General features: G+C 64.6%; 16 protein-coding genes and 1 pseudogene. 16 read left to right on the forward strand and 1 reads right to left on the reverse strand.

Annotation, left to right across the window (positions count from 1 at the left end; all coding sequences use genetic code 11):
- Positions 1-32 precede the first annotated feature (32 nt).
- The 5 genes and pseudogenes from AC1DDO_RS11575 to AC1DDO_RS11595 all read left to right on the forward strand — a co-directional run bounded on the left by AC1DDO_RS11575 (position 33) and on the right by AC1DDO_RS11595 (position 5,808).
- Positions 33-1,187, forward strand: coding sequence for an amidohydrolase (locus tag AC1DDO_RS11575; protein ID WP_476971833.1), 1,155 nt, complete (start codon positions 33-35; stop codon positions 1,185-1,187).
- A 179-nt stretch (positions 1,188-1,366) separates the two neighbouring features.
- Positions 1,367-2,692: a UDP-N-acetylglucosamine 1-carboxyvinyltransferase gene (gene murA / locus AC1DDO_RS11580; RefSeq protein WP_028278332.1), complete on the forward strand. Its 1,326-nt coding sequence runs from the start codon at positions 1,367-1,369 to the stop codon at positions 2,690-2,692.
- A 10-nt stretch (positions 2,693-2,702) separates the two neighbouring features.
- Positions 2,703-3,440, forward strand: a pseudogene (locus tag AC1DDO_RS11585) (lysophospholipid acyltransferase family protein); the annotation flags it as partial.
- Between the two features lie 167 nt (positions 3,441-3,607).
- A complete protein-coding gene (locus AC1DDO_RS11590; RefSeq protein WP_476869515.1) occupies positions 3,608-4,660 on the forward strand; it encodes an NAD(P)H-dependent glycerol-3-phosphate dehydrogenase in 1,053 nt (350 codons plus the stop codon).
- A gap of 2 nt (positions 4,661-4,662) precedes the next feature.
- Positions 4,663-5,808 (forward strand): D-alanine--D-alanine ligase family protein, encoded by a 1,146-nt coding sequence (locus tag AC1DDO_RS11595; RefSeq protein ID WP_476869516.1) that lies wholly within the window; start codon positions 4,663-4,665, stop codon positions 5,806-5,808.
- Between the two features lie 7 nt (positions 5,809-5,815).
- Here AC1DDO_RS11595 and AC1DDO_RS11600 read toward each other — a convergent pair whose 3' ends face one another.
- Positions 5,816-6,316, reverse strand: a complete 501-nt coding sequence (locus tag AC1DDO_RS11600) for a DUF3515 family protein (protein ID WP_476869517.1) — start codon at positions 6,314-6,316, stop codon at positions 5,816-5,818.
- A 199-nt stretch (positions 6,317-6,515) separates the two neighbouring features.
- On the opposite strand from AC1DDO_RS11600, the gene AC1DDO_RS11605 reads away from it, so the two are divergent.
- The 11 genes from AC1DDO_RS11605 (at position 6,516) to AC1DDO_RS11655 (ending at position 21,139) form a co-directional block, all read left to right on the forward strand.
- Positions 6,516-7,166 carry a hypothetical protein gene (locus tag AC1DDO_RS11605; protein WP_476869518.1) on the forward strand — a complete coding sequence of 217 codons (651 nt, stop codon included), beginning with the start codon at positions 6,516-6,518 and terminating at the stop codon, positions 7,164-7,166.
- A gap of 5 nt (positions 7,167-7,171) precedes the next feature.
- A complete protein-coding gene (locus tag AC1DDO_RS11610) occupies positions 7,172-8,431 on the forward strand; it encodes a glycosyltransferase family 4 protein (protein WP_476869519.1) in 1,260 nt (419 codons plus the stop codon).
- The gene (locus AC1DDO_RS11615; RefSeq protein WP_476869520.1) at positions 8,431-10,167 is read left to right on the forward strand and encodes a glycosyltransferase family 4 protein; all 1,737 of its coding nucleotides are present in this window, start codon (positions 8,431-8,433) and stop codon (positions 10,165-10,167) included. Before AC1DDO_RS11610 ends, AC1DDO_RS11615 begins: the two co-directional genes overlap by 1 nt.
- Positions 10,164-11,057, forward strand: coding sequence for an ABC transporter permease (locus AC1DDO_RS11620; protein WP_476869521.1), 894 nt, complete (start codon positions 10,164-10,166; stop codon positions 11,055-11,057). The genes AC1DDO_RS11615 and AC1DDO_RS11620 overlap by 4 nt, the downstream gene beginning before the upstream one ends.
- Positions 11,044-11,934: an ABC transporter ATP-binding protein gene (locus AC1DDO_RS11625; protein ID WP_476971834.1), complete on the forward strand. Its 891-nt coding sequence runs from the start codon at positions 11,044-11,046 to the stop codon at positions 11,932-11,934. Before AC1DDO_RS11620 ends, AC1DDO_RS11625 begins: the two co-directional genes overlap by 14 nt.
- 66 nt (positions 11,935-12,000) lie before the next feature.
- The gene (locus AC1DDO_RS11630; RefSeq protein ID WP_476971835.1) at positions 12,001-13,860 is read left to right on the forward strand and encodes a CgeB family protein; all 1,860 of its coding nucleotides are present in this window, start codon (positions 12,001-12,003) and stop codon (positions 13,858-13,860) included.
- 6 nt (positions 13,861-13,866) lie between these two features.
- Positions 13,867-15,177: a UDP-N-acetyl-D-mannosamine dehydrogenase gene (gene wecC / locus AC1DDO_RS11635; protein ID WP_476971836.1), complete on the forward strand. Its 1,311-nt coding sequence runs from the start codon at positions 13,867-13,869 to the stop codon at positions 15,175-15,177.
- 13 nt (positions 15,178-15,190) lie between these two features.
- Complete coding sequence (locus AC1DDO_RS11640; protein WP_476971837.1) at positions 15,191-16,006, forward strand: hypothetical protein; 816 nt, start codon at positions 15,191-15,193, stop codon at positions 16,004-16,006.
- 4 nt (positions 16,007-16,010) lie between these two features.
- Positions 16,011-17,924, forward strand: a complete 1,914-nt coding sequence (locus tag AC1DDO_RS11645; protein WP_476971838.1) for a glycosyltransferase family 2 protein — start codon at positions 16,011-16,013, stop codon at positions 17,922-17,924.
- Between the two features lie 12 nt (positions 17,925-17,936).
- Complete coding sequence (locus AC1DDO_RS11650; protein WP_476971839.1) at positions 17,937-20,231, forward strand: glycosyltransferase family 2 protein; 2,295 nt, start codon at positions 17,937-17,939, stop codon at positions 20,229-20,231.
- Positions 20,228-21,139 (forward strand): hypothetical protein, encoded by a 912-nt coding sequence (locus AC1DDO_RS11655; protein WP_476971840.1) that lies wholly within the window; start codon positions 20,228-20,230, stop codon positions 21,137-21,139. The genes AC1DDO_RS11650 and AC1DDO_RS11655 overlap by 4 nt, the downstream gene beginning before the upstream one ends.
- Positions 21,140-21,669 lie beyond the last annotated feature (530 nt).

A 21,669-nucleotide genomic window follows, 5' to 3' on the forward strand; every position in this document is an offset into this window, starting at 1 on the left:
AGGCAGGCCCTGCCCCCTCCTCCATTGCCTCCATGTCTGGGATCCACGGCCGCATCTCCGCGGCGTTGGACCGCTGGCAGCCCAAGATTCTTCGTCTGAGCCATGCGATCCACGCCGATCCGGAACTCAGCGGCGACGAGTTCCGGGCCGCCAAACGGGCCGCCGTGCTGTTGCGGGCCGCGGGCTTCAGCTTTGACGGCCCCCAGCCTGCATTTCCGACCGCTTTCAGTGCCCGGTACGGAAACGGTCAGCTTGTAGTGGCCCTCTGCGTCGAATACGACGCACTGCCGGCCATTGGACATGCCTGCGGACACAACGTGAACGCCGCCAGTGCCGTGGGGGCGGCGCTGGCACTGGCGGCCGTGGAAGACGACCTTGGCATCACCGTCAAGGTGCTCGGCACCCCCGCCGAGGAGACGACTGGCGGAAAGGTGGATCTCATCGAGGAGGGCTTCTTCGACGACGTAGCTCTGGCGATGATGGCCCATGCGGGTGCCGAGGACGTCATCGGTGGTTCATCCTTGGCCATGTGCATGTGGGACGTGCTGTACGAGGGGCGTCCGGCCCATGCAGCAGCGGCGCCGGCCGAAGGTATCAACGCACTGGACGCACTGGTGGTCGCCCAAACGGCGATTGCCCTGGCCCGGCAACAGCTTCCGCCGGGATCCATCGTGTCGCTGATCGTCACGGAAGGCGGGAGCGCCGTCAACGTTATCCCTGAGCGTGCCCGGGCCAGCGTGGAAATGCGCTCGCCGAACCTTGCGTCACTCCGGGTGATCGAGGAAAAAGTCCGGCGCTGCCTGGAGGCCGGTGCTCTTGCCAGCGACGCGACGCTGAAGGTCACGCCGGCCGGGAACGCCTATGCCGAGCTGAGGCAGGACAGTTTCCTCTCCGAGGCCTACCGCGCAGCGATGGCCGTCCGGGGGAGGGACGTCACCTTCAACGCCAAGCCGGTGGCTTCCACGGACATGGGAAACGTCTCTCAGCTGGTGCCGAGCATCCACCCGCTGCTTGGCTACGACGTGGGCGGCGCGGCCCATCACACGGCGGAATTCGCCGCCTACGGGTCCTCCGCTTCTGCGGATCGGGCGGTGCTGGACGGTGCGTTCGGCCTGGCTGCGGCGGCCAGCGCCGCGGCAGGGGATCCCCGGCAACGTGCCCGCCTGCTTTGCGGCGACTCTCGCTGACACTGCGGTCCGTACGGCGCCGCGCATGCGGCGCCGTACGCCTCGCCATATCCGCTCAGCCGAACCCAACACGCGGCCCTTCGAACCGCTCTGTATTTCAGATCGGTAACGGATGCTCCTATGCTTAGCTGGAGCCTTTGTAAGGATTTGGGGGCGAGTAGTCGTGAGGAAACCGGTATATGAGTAGTGTTCTGACAATCCGCGGAGGCGTCCCGCTGACTGGCCGCGTCACCGTTCGCGGGGCCAAGAATCTTGTCCCCAAGGCCATGGTTGCCGCCCTTCTGGGCAACGAACCGTCGGTGTTGCGCAACGTGCCTGAAATTAAGGACGTCGAGGTTGTCACAAGCCTGCTCCAGCTCCACGGCGTCAGGGTCGACAAGGACCCCGTCACCGGCGACCTGACCCTTGACCCGAAGGGCGCCAAGACCGCCTCCAGCACGGCCATCGACGCCCACGCCGGCGATTCGCGCATCCCGATCCTGCTCTGCGGGCCGCTGATCCACGCGATCGGCGAGGCATTCATCCCCGACCTGGGCGGCTGCAAGATCGGCGACCGCCCGATCGACTACCACCTGAACGTCCTGCGCCAGTTCGGCGCCGTCGTGGAAAAGCGCCCCGGCGGAATCCACATCTCCGCGCCCAACGGGCTCAAGGGCGCGAAGATTGCCCTGCCCTATCCGTCCGTCGGCGCCACAGAGCAGGTCCTGCTGAGCGCCACCCGCGCCGAAGGCATCACCGAGCTCTCCGGCGCGGCCACCGAGCCGGAAATCGTTGACCTCATCGCCGTGCTGCAGAAGATGGGCGCGATCATCAGCGTCCAGACCGACCGCACCATCCGGATCGAAGGCGTCCGGGACCTCGGCGGATACAACCACCGTGCCCTCTCGGACCGCAATGAATCGGCTTCCTGGGCTTCTGCTGCCCTGGTCACCCGCGGCGACATCTTTGTCGAAGGCGCCACGCAGCGGGACATGATGACGTTCCTGAACACCTACCGCAAGGTTGGCGGCGGAATGGACATCGGCGACGACGGCATCCGCTTCTACCACCGCGGCGGCAAGCTCAACCCGCTGGTCCTCGAAACGGATGTTCACCCCGGCTTCATGACGGACTGGCAGCAGCCCCTCATCGTCGCCCTGACCCAGGCCGAGGGCGTATCGATCGTCCACGAGACGGTGTATGAGAACCGGTTCGGCTTCACCGATGCGCTGATCCGCATGGGCGCCAACATCCAGGTCCACCGCGAGTGCCTCGGGAGCGTGCCCTGCCGCTTCGGCCAGCGCAACTTCCTGCACTCCGCCGTCATCTCCGGACCCGCGCAGCTCAAGGGCACCGACATTGACGTCCCGGACCTGCGCGGCGGATTCAGCCACCTCATCGCTGCTCTGGCCGCCACCGGTACCTCGCGCGTCACGGGAATCGACATCATCAACCGCGGCTACGAGCGCTTCACCGAGAAGCTCGCGGGCCTCGGCGCCGATTTCGACATCACGTCAGCCAAGTAGCGGGGGCCTGGTGAAGGAATCGGCCAAGAGCCACGCCACGTTTGTGGCCGTCGCCGGGATCGTCCGGCCTGTGATGAACCTGTTGATGAACAAGAAGTGGGAAGGCCTTCAGAAGCTGCCCGCAGGGGGCTTCATCGCCGCGCCTAACCACTGCACGGAGATCGACCCACTGGTGGTGGGGCACATGCTCTACAACCAGAAGCGGATGCCGCACTTCCTCGCCAAGGCCGGCCTCTTCAAGGTGCCCGTTTTGGGCGCGGTGCTGCGGTCCACCAAGCAGATCCCGGTGGAACGCTCGACGACGGGGGCGAACCGTTCGCTGCAGCTCGCCAAAGAGATCGTCAACGAAGGCGGCGCGATCATTATCTACCCCGAGGGAACCCTGACCCGGGACCCGGCTCTGTGGCCGATGAAGGGTCACACCGGTGCCGCGCGCATGGCCCTGGAGAGCGGCATTCCCGTGGTGCCCATGGCCCATTGGGGCGCCCAGGAGGTCTTCCCGCGGTATGCGAAGCGTTTCTACATCTTTCCCCGCAAGACCTCCCGCCTGGTGGTGGGGGATCCCGTGGACTTGAGCGCCTTCGAAGGCCGCCCGCTGGACAGGCAGACGCTCACGGCAGCCACGAATGTCATCATGGACGCCATTACGGCCCTTCTGGCGGAACTGCGCGGCGAACAGCCGCCCGCGCAGCGCTGGGATCCCGCCGCGCACAACCAGTCCACGCACGGCCGCATGGTCGAGCTTGGCACAACGCCAGGAACAGCTAAGACGGCAAGCAAAGGTCCCGACGCCGGCGCTGATGTCGCGCCGGAAGCAGCCGCCGGGACAGGCGCCAACCCAGCCGAGGGCTCCGGCAAGAACTCGGATGCTGCAGGCACAACCGCCGCCACGGGAACTGACCCGGACGGCACCGCGTGACGGCGGCCAGCCGCGGATCCGATTCCGCCACCACCGTGGCCGTCCTGGGAGCGGGCTCCTGGGGCACCACGTTCGCCAAGGTCGTCGCCGACGCCGCCACCGCCTCCGGGGTCGAACGAAGCGTCCGCCTCTGGGGCCGGCGCCCGGAAGTCGTGGAGCAGATCAACACCGTGCACCGCAATGAGCAGTACCTGAAGGGCATCTCGCTGCCGTCCACCATCACCGCGTCCACGGACGTCGCCGAGGTCCTCGCCGGCGCGGAAGTGGTCATCCTGGCCGTTCCGGCGCAGACCCTGCGGCCCCAACTGCAGGCCTGGAAGCAGCATTTGGCGCCCGGCGCCGTCGTCGTGTCCCTCATGAAGGGCCTCGAGCTGCACACCGATGCCCGCATGAGCGAGGTCATCTGCGAGGAACTCGGTCTGCCAGCCAACCGGGTGGCCGTGGTTTCAGGTCCCAACCTGGCCATGGAGATCGCCCGGGAAGAGCCAACGGCGTCCGTTGTGGCCTGCACGGATCCGGTCGCGGCCGGCTGGATCGCCCGAACATGTACCGCACCCTACTTCCGCCCGTACACCACGAACGATGTGATCGGCGTAGAAATCGGGGGGATCGTCAAGAACGTCATCGCCCTTGCTGTGGGAATCTGCGAAGGCAAGAAGATGGGGGACAACACCAAGGCCTCGGTCATCACCCGCGGCCTCGCCGAGACCTCCCGGTTGACACTGGCCCTGGGCGGGGAGGCCCGCACCATGGCTGGGCTCGCCGGCCTGGGTGACCTCGTGGCCACTTGTTCGTCCCCACTGTCCCGAAACCACACGGCCGGCAGGCTGCTAGGCAAGGGGCTGACACTCGAGCAGGTCACCGCCGAAATGAAGCAAACGGCTGAAGGCATCAAGTCCAGCCAGGCGGTTCACGAACTCGCCGGGAAGCTCGGCGTCGACATGCCCATCACGGCAGCCGTCGTCGCCGTACTGGCCGGAAAATTGTCCGTAGATGAACTGGGTCCGCTGCTGCTGTCCCGGGACCTGAAACCCGAAGGCGACTACTGAGCGTGTCAGAGAAAAATGTGAGCACTGAAGGCCGTACGGGCCAGTCCAAACCCCGCGTCGCGGTGCTTTTTGGCGGCCGTTCCAGCGAGCACGCCGTCAGCTGCGTGACAGCCGCCGGTGTCCTGGGCGCCATCGACAAGGACAAGTACGACGTCATCCCCATCGGCATCGCCAAGACCGGCCAGTGGGTCTTGGCTTCCGGCGCCACCAGCGAGTGGTCGCTCTCGGCGTCGTCGCTGCCTGAAGTGGCGCCTTCGACGCAGACCGTAGCCCTGGCCGAGATCGGCGGCGAGCACCAGCTGATTGTGGCCTCCCCGAACGCGGTCCCGCAAGAGCTTGGCGCCGTCGACGTCGTCTTCCCGCTACTGCACGGGCCGTTCGGCGAAGACGGCACCGTCCAGGGCCTGCTGGAGCTGTCTGACACCCGCTACGTGGGTGCCGGCGTGCTGGCGTCCGCCGTCGGCATGGACAAGCACTTCATGAAAGTGGTCTTTGAATCGGCCGGTCTCCACGTGGGACCGTACATCGCCGTGACCGACCGCCAGTGGCGCAATGATCCGGAGTCCGTCCGCAAGCGCGTGGACCAGCTCGGCTTCCCGGTGTTCGTCAAGCCCGCCCGGGCGGGCTCTTCGATGGGCATCTCCAAGGTGGATTCCCTCGAGGGCCTCGACGCGGCAATCGCGGCGGCCCGCGAGCACGATCCCAAGCTGGTCATCGAGGCCGGCATCATGGGACGCGAAATTGAATGCGCCGTGCTGGAAGGCCGGGGGACCGATGCCCCCAGGACGTCCATGCCGGGCGAGATTTCCGTGGCCGGCGGCGGGCACGAATTCTACGACTTCAACGCCAAATACGTGGACGACGCCGCCGCGCTGAGCTGCCCGGCCGACCTCCCCGATGAAGCGATCACCCGGGTCCGGGAACTTGCCGCGGTCGCCTTCGACGCCGTCGGCGGTGAGGGACTGAGCCGGGTGGACTTCTTCTACACGCCTGAGGGCGAACTGATCATCAACGAGATCAACACGATGCCCGGGTTTACGCCCAAGAGCATGTACCCGCAGATGTGGAAGGCCTCAGGCCTGGGATATGCGGAGCTGATCGACGAGCTGATCCACCTGGCGCTGCACCGCAAGACCGGCCTGCGCTAGGCCCGGCCTATTTGCTGGAAGGCAGGTTCTGCAGGTCTTCCTGGCCCACGCAGTTCCGGGTTGCCTTGATCTTCTGCGCAGCGTTGGCGAGGTCTGCCAGTACGGTGGCCGAACTGATCTTGTCCGGATCCATCAGGATCTCCGTGGCCGGTTCGCGGCCGAACGTCGTCAGCGTCCACACCGGGTTGCCTTCCTTGATGACCCAGTCGACACCGTTGACGCTTACGCAGCGGTCCGTGGTGGGCCCCGGAACGTTGACCCCGCAGCGAAGGATCACCGCGGACGGATCACCCCACGCCGCCGTGGCCTGGGCGTTGGTCTTGCGCAGCTTGGCATCACCGATTGCGTCCGGAAGGGCCAGCATCATGGGTGCGCACGCCGCATTCGCGGCATCCTTGGCGGGCGTTACGTCCACCACCGGGGAACATGACGTCAAGGCCAGGCTGGCTGCGGCGGCCGCCGCAACCAGGGCCATGCGGGCGGAAATACGGCGGCTGAACTGGAGCATTCATCCAGCGTAACCCGGTCAGCGTGGCGCTCTGGACGCACTTTCGGATCGGCGGGTAGCATCGCTTTGAACAGCCTGACTCTTACCTTCGAGTAGACTGGGACCTCGTGCACCTCTGGGGCTCTGCCGACAAGGACGTTAGTGTTGGCCGCATAACGCACACCTGATTCAATCTCGCACTGTGGGGGAGGGACTGTCGATGACGTCGTGCAGCCGAAAGAAATCCATAAGCACCGGGCTGGGAGCGCTGCTCCTGGCCGCTTCGGTCATGGGCACGGCGACAGCCGCCAATGCCGATGACCTGGTGGTCCCTAGCCCGTTGCAAACGGCGGTTTCGCCGTCCCCGACGCCAACCGAACCGGGGCCGGCACCCACGCCGACTACACCGACCGAACCCGTCTTCACTCCACCTCCGGTGGAAACCCCGCCGCCGGCCGTTGAGACACCGCCCGCGCCGGTGGCAACCATCCCGGCGCCCGTGGTCCCGCCCGTAGCGCCGCCCGTTGTGGCCCCCGTAGTCCCGGCGCCCGTTGTCGAAACGCCGCCGGCGGTGGCCCCTGTAGTCCCGGCGCCCGTAGAAGTTCCCGTGCAGGAAGCGCCGGTGGAGACGCCGACTCCCTCGCCCACTCCGACAATGGCGCCATCCACGGCCCCCGCAATCATTGCTACGCCCACCGAACCCCCCGTGATGGTGAAGTCCGAGGTCCAGGCCGCGGTTGCCGTAGCTACCGGCAGCCCATTGGCCGTGCAGGCCATCACCGTGCTGGTCCTGCTGGGCCTGGGCTTTGCCTACTTCCGGTTCATAGGCTCCAAAAAAGCCACCGGCGTTCCCCGCACCGGTAAGTCCTGACCTCCATGCAGGATGAAGCCCTCGTGGAGTCAACTGCGCCGAAGTCCGTGAGAGAGAACCTGCAGATCACTCTCATCACGCACTCTTACTGGCCTGAACAGAGTCCGCCGCAGCGGCGCTGGACCGCCATGATTAAGGAGTTCGCCCACTCCGGCTGGGGCGTCGACGTCGTGACTCCGGTGGCGCACTACCCTTTCGGCCGACGAGCGCTCCCGCGCTGGATGGCAGGGAGGCCATTCCGCCTGCGCAACGGCCAGTTCACCGAGAAGATTCTCCACGTCCCTTACCTGCGCCACGGCAACTCCCGTGCCGCACGGCTGTTGGACCAGTGTTTTTCGGCCGTGTTGTCGATCCCCGCCGGAATGATGGTCCGCAAGCCCGACGTCGTCATCGTCACCGCCCCCGGCCTTCCTTCGCTTGCTGCCGGCTATGCTGTCGCCAGATTGCGCCACGTCCCGCTGATCGTTGAGATGCGGGATGCTTGGCCGGACCTGGCCCGCGATGCCCGCCTGGTCCAGGGCAGCGTCAAAAGCGTCGTGGAGCATGTGGTGGACTTCGTCCAGCACCGGGCGGACCTTGTAGTCACGGTGACGGAGGGATTCGCAGCCACGCTGCGATCACGCGGAGTCCGCAACGTGGCCACCGTCAGCAACGGCGTCCACCTGGACGCCATTCCGGTAGTGGGCCCCCCGGAACCGGAACGGGATGTCTTCGAGGCGCTGTATCTGGGAAACCACGGTGAGAGCCAGCGGCTTGATGTTGCCATCCGCGCCAGCGCCCTGGTCGGGGACTCCATGCACCTCCACATGGTCGGCCACGGCACCCAGCGCCCCGCACTGGAAAAGCTGGCACGCGAGCTGAACGCCCCTGTCACCTTCCACGCACCTCTCACCGGCGACGCCATGCTGGAACGCTACTCCTCGGCGGACACGTGCATCGTCTCCTTGCGGGACGACTGGAAATCCTTCGAGACCACCGTGCCGTCCAAGACCTACGAGGTTCTGGCGATCGGCCGGCACATCACCGCTGTGGTGAAGGGGGAAGCCGCGCGCATCGTCACTGACGCTGCGGCCGGAGACATCGTGGTGAGTGACCCGGAGGAACTCGCCGCACTGTGGCGCGAACTGGCTGCCGACCGCGGGCGCCTGGTCCGCAACGGTGACAGCCGCCAATGGGTCAAGGCGAATGCTGAGTACGAGCAACTCGCTGGCCGCTACATGGAAATCATCACCGAACTGCTCGCGGAAACCCGCACTAACCGATGATGCAAGTGATCAAAAACGTCCGGCTGGCCCAAAGCGTCGTGCGCCAGCACCTGACGGACGATCCCGTCATCCTGTTCCTGCAGCTTTCGCGCAGGCTGCCCTCGGCGGTGCTTCCGCTCGCCAAGCGCCTGTGCCAGCTGGCTCCGAAGAACTCCACGTCCGCGGCGGTGTTGTTCGCGGCACTCGCCGCCGGTGACGACGCCGACGTCGAACGTCGCCTCCGCGTCGCTGCCGACGGATCCGTCGACGGGGACAAAGCGCGGCGCCTTGCCGACATCGCCATCGCGGCAAACCTCCCAGCGGTCTCGGATGCCTTCCTCGCCAAGGCGGGTACGGCCCGGCACGCGAAGCAGGCCCGGGCACGGCGGCTTTGGTACGACGGCGACGTCAGCGACGCCGTCGAGGCGCTCGACGGCTCAGGACCCGCGGGACAGCGGCAGCGGGCCCGGCTGGCGGCCGAGGCGGCAATTCTGACCGACGCATCGCCGTCGCTCGCGCCCCGTCCCTATGAGCCTGTTCCCGGCCGGATCCTTCACCTCCTGACTAACTCCTTGCCACACACCGCGAGCGGCTACGCCCAGCGGTCCCACTCCACCCTGCTGGCTCAGCGGGCGGCCGGCTGGGATGTTCTGGCGGTCACCAGGATGGGCTATCCCGTGCAGGTCGGGAAACTCCTTGCCAAGACCACCGACACCGTGGATGGGATCCGGTACCGGCGGATCCTGCCTGCAAAGATGGCCCAAACCATTGACGCCCGGCTGCAGCAGCAGGCGGAGGAACTGCTCGCCGTGGCTCTGGAGTTCAAACCGAGCGTCCTGCACACCACTACGCACTACGTCAACGGGCTGGTGGTGCGCGCCGTGGCCCAGGCCCTGGGGATTCCCTGGATCTACGAGGTCCGCGGCCAACTGGCCGACACGTGGGCATCCACCCGCGGACCTGAGGCCCGGACCAGTGAGAAGTATCGGCTGTTTCAGAACCGCGAAGCCGAAGTCATGCAGGACGCTGACCTGGTGCTGACCCTCGGCAAGGCCATGAAAGCCAACATCGTCGCGGCCGGAATCCCGGTCAATAAGGTCCTCATTGCCCCCAACGCTGTTGGCGGTGACTTCCTCGCCGAGCCCCTGGACAAAGCCTCTGCCCGGCGTGAACTCGGTCTCCCGGAAAACGGCCAATTTATCGGCACCGTGAGCAGCTTGGTACCCTATGAAGGGATCGAGCACCTCCTGGCCGCGTTTGAATTGCTCGCGGCGGACATGCCTCAGCTCCGTCTCCTGATCGTCGGAGACGGTTCTTCCATGCCATCGCTGCAGATTCAGGCGCAGCGGAGCGGCTACGACGGCCGCATCATCTTCACGGGCCGTGTACCCCGGAGCCAGACGGCCTTGTACCATCAAGCGCTGGATGTATTCGTTGTGCCGCGCAAGGACCTGGAGGTGACCCGTTCTGTGACACCGCTCAAGCCCGTGGAAGCCATGGCGTGCGCCAGGCCGGTAGTGGCCAGCGACTTGCCGGCACTGGCAGAAATCGTCGACGACGGCGTGACCGGCCTCTTGGCGGCCGCCGGAGACCCTGAATCGTTCGCCACGGCGGTCCGGAATATGCTCTCCAACGTGCCGCTCGCAGCAGAGTTTGGAGCTGCCGGCAGGGAACGCGTGTTGCAAGAGAGAACATGGGCCGCCAACGCGGTTGCCCTGGCACGAGAGTTGGAAATGCTGGGAGTAACTAATAGATGAGCATCAAGGAACAGACCCAGGCGGAAGAGACCAAAGCGCCCACCGTCTCAGTGCCCGTCAACCTTGTCCGGCTGAGCAAGGTTGGGCAGCGGCCAGACTTTCTCGACTATCTGGTCCAACTGTGGGACCGGCGGAGCTTCATTTTCTTCGACGCCCGGGCACGGGTTCAGAGCAGCCACGACAAAACAAATTTGGGAACTGCCTGGCTGGTCTTGACACCTGTACTGAGCGGGCTCAGCTACTACCTGATCTTTGGTGTGTTCCTGAGCACCAGCAAAGGCATTGAGAACTTCATCGGCTACCTGATCATCGGTGTTTTTACCTTCCAGATGTCCACGCGCTCAATCCTGGGCGGGTCCAAGTCGCTCACCAGTAACACGTCCATGATCCGGGCCTTCCAGTTCCCCCGGGCGTCCCTGCCGATCGCCTTGAACGTGCGGGAACTCATCTCCAACATTCCCGTGACAATTGTCATGCTGCTCTTCGTCATCCTCACGCCACCGGCCGAGGAGATCACGTGGCGGTGGCTGCTGATCATTCCCGCGATTCTGCTCCAATTCCTGTTCAACCTGGGGATCGGCATGCTGCTGGCACCGGTGATCCTCAAAGTCCCGGACCTTAGCCACCTGCTCTCTTTCGTCATCCGTTTCTTGATGTACGCCTCCGCCGTCTTCTTTGCCGAGGACCGCTTTGGCAAGTACCCAGTCATGAAGACAATTATGGATTTCAACCCGGTGTTCCAGGTCATCAAGGTCATTCGCGACTCCGTGCTTTACGACACCACGCCGTCCTGGCGGTCGTGGGCCGTTTTGCTCTTGTGGGCGCTGGGATCGGTGGGCGCGGGGCTGTTTGTCTTCTGGCGCGGAGAGGAAAGCTATGGACGTGTCTGACATGACAAGCGGCCACATCGCGGAGCCAACAGTGGTGGTGGACGACATTTCGGTGGTCTACCGGACGAAGAACCAGACACCCGGGCGGACCAATGCCCGGACCTCCTTCATGAAGAAACTCCGCACGCCACGCCGCGGCGATACCGTGGTACGCACCAAGGCGTTGAGCAAGATCTCCTTCGTGGCCAACCAAGGCGACTCGATCGGCATCATCGGCCGCAACGGCTCGGGCAAGAGCACCCTCATGAAGGTCCTTGCCGGGCTGATCATCCCCGACACTGGCAGTGTCTACGCCTCGAGTACCCCCATCCTGCTCGGCGTCAACGCAGCGCTGATCAGCTCCATTTCGGGTGCCCAGAATATTCGGCTTGGTTGCCTGGCCATGGGCATGAGCCACGCTGAAATCGATGCCAAATTCGATGACATTGTGGAGATGTCCGGCCTGGAGCACGAGGTCTACCACCCGATGAACTCCTATTCCTCGGGTATGGGCGCGCGCCTCCGCTTTGCCATCGCCGCCGCCGTGGACCCCGAGATCCTCCTCATCGACGAAGCGCTCAACACCGGCGATGCCCAGTTCAAAGACCGCTCGAAGGCGCGGATGGAGCGCGTGACCGAGCAAGCCGGAACCGTGTTCGTGGTCAGCCACAGCCTCGGTACCATTACGGGCATGTGCAACCGCGCCATCTGGATCGACAAGGGTGACTTCATCATGGACGGGACCCCTGACGAGGTTGCGAAAGAATACCGGAACTTCATTTGGCGCATGAACGAGGGCAACGCCGATTACGGACGTCAGATCCGGGCCGAGCTGATGGCAAGCCTGCCCGAAATGCGGACCACGCTGCTCCCCAATGGCTGGAAGCGGTCCAGGTAACGCATGGGTTTTCGAGACAAGACGGCGTATTGGCGCCGCGCGTTGTGGCACGCCCGTCAAGGCGGCATGGGACAGGTCAAGAGCTACCTGCACCGCAGCACGGCCGAGCGTGATGAGGCAAGCCTGGCCGGAGTCCGCGGCGCGGAAGGCGCCTGGCGCGGCTTGGGCCGCGGCCGGCACCTGATCTTCCGGGAAGCGGCCGTTGGCATCGCTGAGCCGCGTAATCCGCAGCTGCGTGTGGGCATCATCATGGATGATTTTTCCGCGGCCGCATTCTCCGCCGAGTGGTCGGTGGTCGCGCTCAGGCCTGACAGCTGGGAACAGCAGCTGCGCGATGAAGCCTTGGACTTCGTCGTCGTTGAATCCGCCTGGGCGGGCAACACCGGTCTCTGGCGGGGCAAGATCACCGGCCCGGCCGGCCCTTCGGCGGTGTTCCGTGAACTCGTTGAGGGATGCCGGGCCGCCGGCCTCCCGGCGATTTTCTGGAATAAGGAAGACCCGCCGCATTATGAAGACTTCCTGCCGGCCGCGAAACTGTTCGACCACGTCTTCACCACCGACGCCAACATGCTTCCCCGCTACCGGGAGAACCTGGGCCACGGCCGGATTTCCGTGCTGCCTTTTGCCGCACAGCCCCGCATCCACAACCCGGCCCGGCCACGGCACGGCTGGCACGCCCGCGAGATCGCCTTCGCGGGAATGTACTTCGCGCATAAGTACGAGGACCGCCGGCGGCAGATGGAGTACCTCCTGGGCGCTGCCGTGGACGCGACTGCAGGCAAACGCCCCGGCTTTGAGATCTTTTCGCGGCAACTGGGCAGGCAGCCGCAGTATCAGTTCCCCGGAATCCTGAAGAAGCACGTCGTGGGGTCCCTGTCCTACAAGCAGATGCTCACCGCGTACAAGGCCTACAAAGTCTTCCTCAACGTCAACTCCGTCACGGACTCGCCCTCGATGTGCGCCCGGCGGATTTTCGAGATTACCGCTGCTGGCACCTGCGTTGTCTCCACACCCAGTGAGGCCATCACGGAATTCTTCCCCGGCAACGAAATTCCCACGGCAGACAACCGTGACGATGCCGCCCACCTGCTTAGGGCGCTGACCGCCAACCCGGACTACGCCCAGCGACTCGTCCACAAGGCCCAGCGCAGGATCTGGTCCGAGCACACTTTCAGCCACCGGGCACAATCCATCGCGGCGGCGGCACGGCCTGCGTTGGCTGCCCCGGCGCCCACGGCTCAGGTGTCGGTCCTCGTTTCAAGTTTCCGTCCGCAACAACTGGAACATGTCATTGCCGGCGTGGCTGCCCAGCAGGGCGTGGACGTCCAGTTGGTGTACCTGGCCCACGGTTTTGAGATCGACAAAACCGCGTTCCGTCGAAAGTGCCTGGAAGCAGGGATTGCCGACGTCGTCGTTCTGCAGGAGCCACAGGAGACCCTGCTGGGGGAGTGCCTCAACGCCCTCGTGGCGCAGGCCGACGGCGGGTTCGCCACCAAATGGGACGACGACGACATCTACAGCCCGCTGTACCTGGGCGACCAGGTCCACGCCATGATGTATTCCGAGGCCGAGGTAGTGGGCAAGCGGGCGCATTACATGCACCTTGCCGGGGCTGGTGCTACGATCCTTCGCAACCCGCAATTGGAACACCGCTATGTGGAAGCAGTCTCCGGACCCACGATTTTTGCCTCCGTTGACACCTTCAGGCGCTTTCCCTTCCAGCAGCTGCAACGCGGGGAGGACTCGCGCTTCCTCAGCGACGTCATTGACGCTGGCGCCCGGATCTACTCGGCGGACCGTTTTAACTACTGCCAGATGCGCGGCGCCAATGTGTCCTCGCACACCTGGCCCATCACCAATGAAGAGCTTCTGGCTACTTCAAAGATCCAGTTCTTCGGCTCACCCGAAGACCACATTTTAGTTTAGGGAGACATGGACGAGACGATTTTTGATGTTGCCGTCATCGGACTTGGCTATATCGGCCTGCCCACCGCGGCCAGCTTTGCCGCCAAGGGCAAGCTCGTGGCCGGCGTCGATGTGAAGCAGTCGACGGTCGACGCCGTCAACCGGGGAGAGGTTCCCTTCGTGGAACCCGACATGGGTGTGGTGGTCTCAGGGGCGGTGAGTCTCGGGAACCTCGTCGCCATGACCACAGTGCCTTCGGCCGACGCGTTCATCATTGCCGTGCCCACCCCGCTCGCGGAGGGCAACGGCGCAGACCTCTCCTACCTCCGCAGCGCCCTCGAAGCACTCGCGCCAAAACTTCGCGGCGGCGAACTCGTGGTCTTGGAATCGACGTCGCCTCCGGGCACCACTGAACGCCTGGGTGCCTACCTTATGGAACTCCGGCCGGACCTGTCGCTAGACGCTGCCCCCGGGCGGAACCATGTCCATATTGTGCACTCCCCGGAGCGCGTCCTGCCGGGCCGGATCATGGTCGAAATGGTCACCAACGACCGTGTGATCGGAGGCCTCACCGAGGAGGGCGCCCAGCTGGCCAAGCGGCTGTACGAGGTGATCTGCCAGGGCGAGATCCTGCTCACGGATGCCACCACCGCTGAGATGACTAAGCTCGTGGAAAACACCTTCCGCGACGTCAACATCGCCTTCGCCAACGAGCTCTCGCTGATTTGCGACACCCTGGGCATCGACGTCTGGCGGCTGATCGAGCTGGCGAACCACCACCCCCGCGTGAACGTCCTTCGCCCTGGCCCCGGCGTCGGTGGCCACTGCATCGCTGTGGATCCCTGGTTCATTGTGGACGCCGTCCCTGAGCACTCCGGCCTGATCCGGACCGCGCGTGAAGTCAATGACTCCAAGCCGCACCACGTGGTTCGTCAGGCAATTCAGACACTTGCCGGGCAGCCTGGCGCCACCGTGGCTGTCCTGGGCCTGGCCTTCAAAGCCAACATCGACGACGTCCGTGAGTCACCATCGGTGACGATCGTCCACGAACTGGTCCGGCAGCTGCCGGACAGCACCATCCTTGTGGTCGACCCGAACGTCGAGGAACTCCCCGGTGCGCTGGCGGCATCCGGCCTCACCCGGCTCCACGATATGGAAGAAGCGGTAGCCGCGGCGGACCTCGTCATGCTCCTGGTGGACCATGATGAATTCCTGACCCTTGATCCGGAGACCCTGGAAGGCAAACTGGTCATTGACACCAAGGGCCTGTGGAACCAGCAGGAGCCTGCCGATTCCACCCGGGCGCACATCCCCGTGGGGGCCAGCGTAATTGGATAGGGGAAGCCAAACAGTGTCAGCGTCCATTGAAGAAGAGCTGCGCGATGCCGGCTTTGCACTCAAGGCCTTGCACACGCCGCGGCGGAAAACCCCTCTTGTCCGGATCCTGATCGGGGCCGCGAAGGCTGCGGATCTGGAGATTGCCGGGACCGTCGCCTCGCTTTTGGGCTCCGCATGCCAGGACTTCGCCGTCGACATTCTTGTAGAGGACGGCCGCCGGTCCAAGTTGGAGGAGTGGCTGGCCACTGACGGCCGTTTTTCGTTCGTCCCGACCGACGAACAACAGATTGCTGATGCCGCCTACACCCTGGTGCTCAGTGCCGGAACGGCCTTGGGCCTGCACTCGCTGGAGGCGATGATCGACAGCCTGCGCCAGACGCAGGCACTGGTCCTCAGGGCCCTGGTGGACGGCCAGCCCGGCGCGATCGAACTGTGGCAGACGGCCACGCTTCGGGAGCTGGCCGAAACCGGAGACCCCGAGAAGTCTGCGCGCAGCGCCGGCGGCGAACGGTGGGTCTCCGGCAGTGCTCTGGGCCTGCACGACTTTCGCCGCCCCAAGCCCAAGCTCCATCTGCGCAAGGGTGCAGCGGCAACCCTAGACCTGAATATCGTGGTCCGGGACCTCGCGGACAGCGCCACACGCCTGGACTATGAGCAGCAGATCCGGCAGCTTGAGGCACGGCTGAAGAAGTCCGAGATCGAACGCCGCCGCCTTGAACAGGGTCTTGCCCAGAACCGGGGCATCTCCCGTGCCCGGGCGATTGCCCGCAAGGGCCCGGCTTACATCCTAGGCCGGCTCAAGGCCCGCACCGGACGGGCCGGGAGCTAGGAGCATGCAGATCAACAGCGTCCTGGTTAGCTCCACGGACCATTCCATGGCTCAGCTGGCCCTGGACCTTGGACTGGATTACGCCCGCACGGACTGGGAACGCCGTGATCCCCGGACCGGGGCCGACTGGGAGCACGCCGTCCCTGCGGACCAACTCTGGTGGGCCAACTACGTTGTGCACGCGGAGTCGCTGGCCGAGGCCAGGTCAATTCTTCCCCTGTTCCGCAGCGAGGGACGGGCGCAGCGCTTTGTGCTTGTCATCCGGGGACTCTTCCCTGCCGCCGATCTCCCGGTCTGGACTCCACGCAGCCTCCAGGTCAGGGCCGGCTCAACAGCACTGACCGTGCCTGGGCTTGGTTTCGCCGTGGTGGTTGAAGGCGGCAAATGGGTGAACGTGCATGCTGCGGCACTCGCCGCATTGGGCACCTGCGCGCCTGCTGCGCCGCGGCCGGTGCTTGGCGGACTGCGGGTTGGCATCACCGAGCCGGCGGCCAGTGCCTGGCTCGCCGGGGACGCCCTGGGCAGCTTCATGACGGAGCAGCTCCTGCGGCCCGAGCCGGATGACATCTACTCCGTCGACGTGCTGATCGGGCGCGGCGAGCTCAAGCAGCAGCTCAGCGAGCAGACAGCAGACAACCCCGGACGCGTTACCCCGGCGGTCTGGACACCGACGGGGACCTTACTGCCCCCGGTAGATACCGCCGTCGTCTCACCCATGGGCTTCCTGCCGTACCCGGAGAAGCCGGTGAGGGCGCTCGAGCCGGGCGAGCTCGGGTGTGGGGGAGAGCTGAGCGAAGCCGGTCTCGCAGCCCTGCGCCCGCACGGCTACCTTGAGGTTGACGGCACCCGCTTTGCCGGCTTGGACTGGCAGCTGGCACGGCGCCTCAGCCACCTCGCCGTCGCGGGCGTGCCGCTGCTGGCGCGAGGTTTGGCTGCCCCCGTGCGTGCCCTGCTCGGCGACCGGCTCCTGAACTGCATCCAGGCGTTCGACGCCGGCGACCCGCCGGTGTTGCGGGAATCGAAGTCGATCGAGCTCCGCCGCACGGCACTGGACCTCTACAGCCCGCGGGCCGTCTGGAACGGACTGCTGGGCCAGCTGCGCAAGCCGGCCTTGCCCGTGCCTTCCGTGAGCGTGGTCTTGGCTACCCGCCGGCCCGAGAAGCTGGCATCCGCGCTGGGACAGCTGGCACGCCAGAGCTGGGACGCCCTGGAAGTGGTGGTGGTGCTGCACGGCTTCGACGCCGATCTGCCCGAGGTCCGGCACGCCGTCGAGGCCTATCCCGGCGAGCTGCAGCTGCGCTCCGTTCCCGCCGACATGATATTTGGCGAGGTGCTCAACGCCGGTGTCCGCGCCGCCAGCGGCGATCTGGTCTGCAAGATGGACGACGATGACTGGTACGGCCCGCACCACCTACGGGACCTCGTCCACGCCAAGGACTTCAGCGGCGCCACCCTGGTAGGGGCACAAGTTGAATTCGTGTACCTGGAGAGCCTGGATATCACCACCCGCCGGCCGCCACTCGGCGAGCAGTACTCGGACCACGTTGCCGGCGGCACCATGATGCTCGGCCGCGGCGACCTGCGGCAGCTGGGAGGATGGCGGCCCGTCCACCGCGCCGTCGACCGCTGCCTCCTGCAGGCCGTCCAGGCAGCCGGGGGACTCATCTACCGCGCCCATGGCCAGAACTACATGATGCAACGTCACTCCGGGGCTGATTCACACGGCGGCCACACCTGGAACCCGGACGACAGCATCTTCCTGCAGAGCGTGGCCGAACAATGGGACGGTTTTGTCCCGCCACCGCAGATCGGCGCCGTTTCTCGTCCCGCAGGGGCACGGCTCGACGCCATGCGGAGCCACTTCGCTGCCGATCAACTCTCAACTCCGCCCGCCCATACTACTTATCCGCATATTTAGAAGGCTCAGGGAATGAAATTTCAACAAGCTCTCCGCAGAATTGCGCGCCTGTCCCCGAAGAAGAAGGCGGCAGCCGCGTGCTTCGCCGCCCTCTTCGCCCTGGTTGTGGTGGCTGCCTATGCACGCAACCCCTGGCTCCTGGGGCTGGTGGTGGTGGTGTTCGCGGCCGCGATTGCCGTCGGCGCGCTTTATGCGGACAGGCTACTGACTACGTCCAGGCGGGCGACCAGGCGCGCCATCGTGGCCCAGTCCAAGCTGGCCGCGACTCCGCCGGCCCCGCGTCCAGGTGCCCTCGTCGAGTGGGGTGCGCGTTCCCGGATCCCGGAGGCGCGGCTTGCCCAGCGTTTGACCAAGTTGCATTCCGTCGATGGCCGCGACGTGCTGGTGAGCGCGGCAACCATGGGCCGGTGGGGCTGGCGGGACATGTCGGCCGCCCTGGAAATGTACCGGATCGGAGGGAAGAGCCGCCGCAGCGTTGAGCCCGTCTTCGACAAAGCCCCTCGTTCCGCCCTCCTGCTTCTGGGCGATCTGTGCTTCCGTCAGAACATTCTCCAGGACGACATCCTGAACGCTGCCACGCTGTACAAGTACGCCTACCAGCGCCTCGGAGCAAAGCCCTTCGGCACGAAACGGCGCGGGGAGTTCTTCCTGGACGCGCTGGCCCGGACCGGGCAGGGCGGGGAAGTCATCAGGCTTCAAGGTCTATACAAAGCCGACGAAGAGAATGGCAACGACCTCCACCTGTACCGTGCCAACGCTGCCAACCCGTTCAAAGACAATTCAGTCGACGCAGACCAGTGGCTCGCCGAGATCAACGACATCTATATGCGGGCAGGGCTGTCCCAGCTTTCGCTGGCTGAAGGGTCTGCCCCCGCATTTCTCCGCCTGAAAGCAGAGACGCCGACTCCCGTGACGGACGGACCCCTCGTCAGCATCGTCATGCCCGTTTACAAGCCGGACGATTACACGGATCTCGCTGTCCAGTCGGCCCTGGACCAGAGCTACCGGAACATCGAAATCATCATCGTTGACGACGGCTCCGGCGGGGATGCCGCCGAACGGCTCAACAAGTGGCTGGCTGTGGACAGCCGCATCAAGGTGGTGCTCAACGAGCCCAACGCCGGTGCCTACACGTCCCGCAACATCGGTTACACCATGGCTCAGGGCGAGTTCATCACGATTTTTGACGGCGATGACTGGCAGCACCCGCAAAAGATCGAGCGACTCGTCCGGGGGGCCCAGCAGCAGAGCGATGGAAGGCTTGTTTCCGCACCCTGGACGCGCGCGGACGAGGACCTCTTCTTCCATTACCGCGGATGGCGCGGAGCCTTCATCACTCCGGCCCACGTATCCACCATGTTCCACACTGCCACCATCCGGAAGCACTTGGGCCATTGGGATTCCGTCCGTAAGGCCGCGGACACGGAGTTCATTCTCCGCTACATGGCCCTGGTCAATGACAACGAGCCCTTCGAAGTCTGCGAGGCTCCATTGACCCTGTCGCTCGTTGGATCCTCGAACCTTTCCATGGAGGATTTCCGTCTCGGTTACAGGTCGCCGGACCGGGTGTCCTACCGCGACTCGTACGAGCACTGGCATAAGAAGATCCAGGCTGGCGAGCACTCGGGCTACTTGGACTTCCCGCTTGCCAAACGCGCGTTCCCGGCACCGTCGCGTTTCCTGCCGTCCGGCGCTAATCAGCAGGACGTGGAACTTGATATCCTACTTGTCGGCGATTTCGGCGCTGACTCCTTGGCAGCCGTGCTGATGCTTGAGCATCTGGCAACTGCGGCCGCGAAGGGACAGCGGGTTGGACTCATGCACTATCCGAGCCTTCTGCACACGAGTTCCATCGATACGTCGTACTCTGACGAACTCATGGAGGCCTTCCAAGACGGGCGTCTCGTTCGGGTCGAGGTGACGGACCGCGTGCGGTCCGGGGACGTCAATGTCTACGACCCCACGGCGTTCCAGTACAGCCGCGAGCTGCGCAGCGGGCACACGGCAGACTCTGTGTCCGTTTGGACGGATGAGCCGCCCTACAACTGGGAGACGGATGAACACAAGTACGAGGTCGGGACAGTGGAACGCAACCTGTTATCCGTGTTTGGCGGCCCCGTGAGGTGGTATCCGCTCAACGAACGGACCTTCCGGGTTATCGCCGAGTCCGGGCATGGACAAAAGTCCGTCGGTGACCACGTAGCCCAGCCGGAAACTCTAACCATTCCCGATACCCCGGCGGAGGAAGCTCCGCTTGCACTGACAGGCTCCAATGTGGGCGCCTTTGAAACAGGAGAGACTCCGTGAATTCGCAAGAAGCAACCACCACCAACACGGCCTGGGACGAGCGGAACGCTGTAGAGATCCGCCGCGTCAACTCGGCCAGCGAGATCGACCACAAGGCATCGCAGCATTACGAGTACGTGGTGCCGTCCCCTTCCGGCGGCCCCCTGGACATCGTCGCCCTGTACGCTCCCAGGGAGTCCAAGACGCTGATTGTGAGCTTCCATGGCTCGCTGGTGCGCTCCAAGTTCCAGCTCCCGCGCTTTGAATGGCGCCGGACGCTCGGCAACCTGGATGCCGGCGTTCTTTTGATTGCCGACACCACCCTCGAACTGGGGGAGAAGATTCCCCTCGGCTGGTACATCGGCACGAAGGAGCAGGACCTTGCCGATGACATTGCTGCAGTTGTCCAGCAGGTGGCGGCCGACGGCGGCTACGAGCACATTGTCCTGGCCGGATCGAGCGGTGGCGGGTATGCGGCCATGGCTATTTCCCGCCGCATACCGGGGTCGCTGGCTGTGAGTTTCTCGCCGCAGACTCGTGTGGGTGACTACATTCCCTGGGTTGCCAAAGTCTTGGCGAATGCTGCGTTCCCGGGCTACGAAACGATTGATGACGTGGAAGCGGAATTTGCGGAGCGAGTCAACCTTCGCCGGCTCTATGCCGAGCAGGAGATTCCCAACTACGTGCGTTATGTCCAGAATTCAAATGACCTGAATCACATCGAGGAACACTACGCACCGTTCGCTGAGGTGCGTTCAACTGATCCGGCAACAGGAGGGATGGACCCAACGGGACGCCTCCGATTCGTGCTGGAGCCGATGTCCAAAGGCCACGAGCCGCCCGCGCGGCACCGCTTCCTTCGGAACATCCAGGAAGCACATCAGGAGTTCTTCGGCGAAGAGCTTGCGGTCCTATCCGACGGGGTTTGACGGCGCGGGGTGGGAGGTCCACATTATCCGTGGGCTGCCTCGTTCGCCATATTTCCGCGGCGACGGAAATGACGCTGTGAGTATCCCGATAGAATCGGAGTCAGGAAGTAAGCTGCTCCGACGTCGACGGTAGCGTCAATTTTTCTGCCTAGTTTAAAGGAAACAATGAGTTCTGAATGTGAATATGTATTCAAGGTAGCGCATAAGGCGAATGAGATTCAGCTTGCCTTGTTGTATGGGCAGCCGATCGGTGATCGGGGCGCCATCCTCATCGTTCGGCTCTATGACGCGGCAGGTAAGCGAGTAGCTAGCAAAAGTCTCCTCCAATCGGATGCTGTACCGAAGCCATTCCTCTTCATTCCACCGCAGGCTGAAGCAGGGCTTCACCGGATTGGCCTCATCACGGCTACTCAGGCCGTCGCGACAGTCAAAGTGGCTGCGTTGGCGTGGCCGACTCTTGAGCCTTTGAGTATGGACTCGTTTCCGAAGTCATACCTCACGTTAGAACGCTCTGCCCTTGATGTGGCCCC

It is taken from the genome of Arthrobacter sp. 10N43, assembly GCF_056394525.1.

Excerpts from the sequence above, each read along its gene's own strand:
- AC1DDO_RS11575 (WP_476971833.1), top strand. The coding sequence starts at position 33 with ATGTCTGGGATCCACGGCCGCATCTCCGCGGCGTTGGACCGCTGGCAG.
- murA (WP_028278332.1), top strand. The coding sequence starts at position 1,367 with ATGAGTAGTGTTCTGACAATCCGCGGAGGCGTCCCGCTGACTGGCCGC.
- AC1DDO_RS11600 (WP_476869517.1), bottom strand. The coding sequence starts at position 6,316 with ATGCTCCAGTTCAGCCGCCGTATTTCCGCCCGCATGGCCCTGGTTGCG.
- AC1DDO_RS11605 (WP_476869518.1), top strand. The coding sequence starts at position 6,516 with ATGACGTCGTGCAGCCGAAAGAAATCCATAAGCACCGGGCTGGGAGCG.
- AC1DDO_RS11610 (WP_476869519.1), top strand. The coding sequence starts at position 7,172 with ATGCAGGATGAAGCCCTCGTGGAGTCAACTGCGCCGAAGTCCGTGAGA.
- AC1DDO_RS11615 (WP_476869520.1), top strand. The coding sequence starts at position 8,431 with ATGCAAGTGATCAAAAACGTCCGGCTGGCCCAAAGCGTCGTGCGCCAG.
- AC1DDO_RS11620 (WP_476869521.1), top strand. The coding sequence starts at position 10,164 with ATGAGCATCAAGGAACAGACCCAGGCGGAAGAGACCAAAGCGCCCACC.
- AC1DDO_RS11625 (WP_476971834.1), top strand. The coding sequence starts at position 11,044 with ATGGACGTGTCTGACATGACAAGCGGCCACATCGCGGAGCCAACAGTG.
- AC1DDO_RS11630 (WP_476971835.1), top strand. The coding sequence starts at position 12,001 with ATGGGACAGGTCAAGAGCTACCTGCACCGCAGCACGGCCGAGCGTGAT.
- wecC (WP_476971836.1), top strand. The coding sequence starts at position 13,867 with ATGGACGAGACGATTTTTGATGTTGCCGTCATCGGACTTGGCTATATC.
- AC1DDO_RS11645 (WP_476971838.1), top strand. The coding sequence starts at position 16,011 with ATGCAGATCAACAGCGTCCTGGTTAGCTCCACGGACCATTCCATGGCT.
- AC1DDO_RS11650 (WP_476971839.1), top strand. The coding sequence starts at position 17,937 with ATGAAATTTCAACAAGCTCTCCGCAGAATTGCGCGCCTGTCCCCGAAG.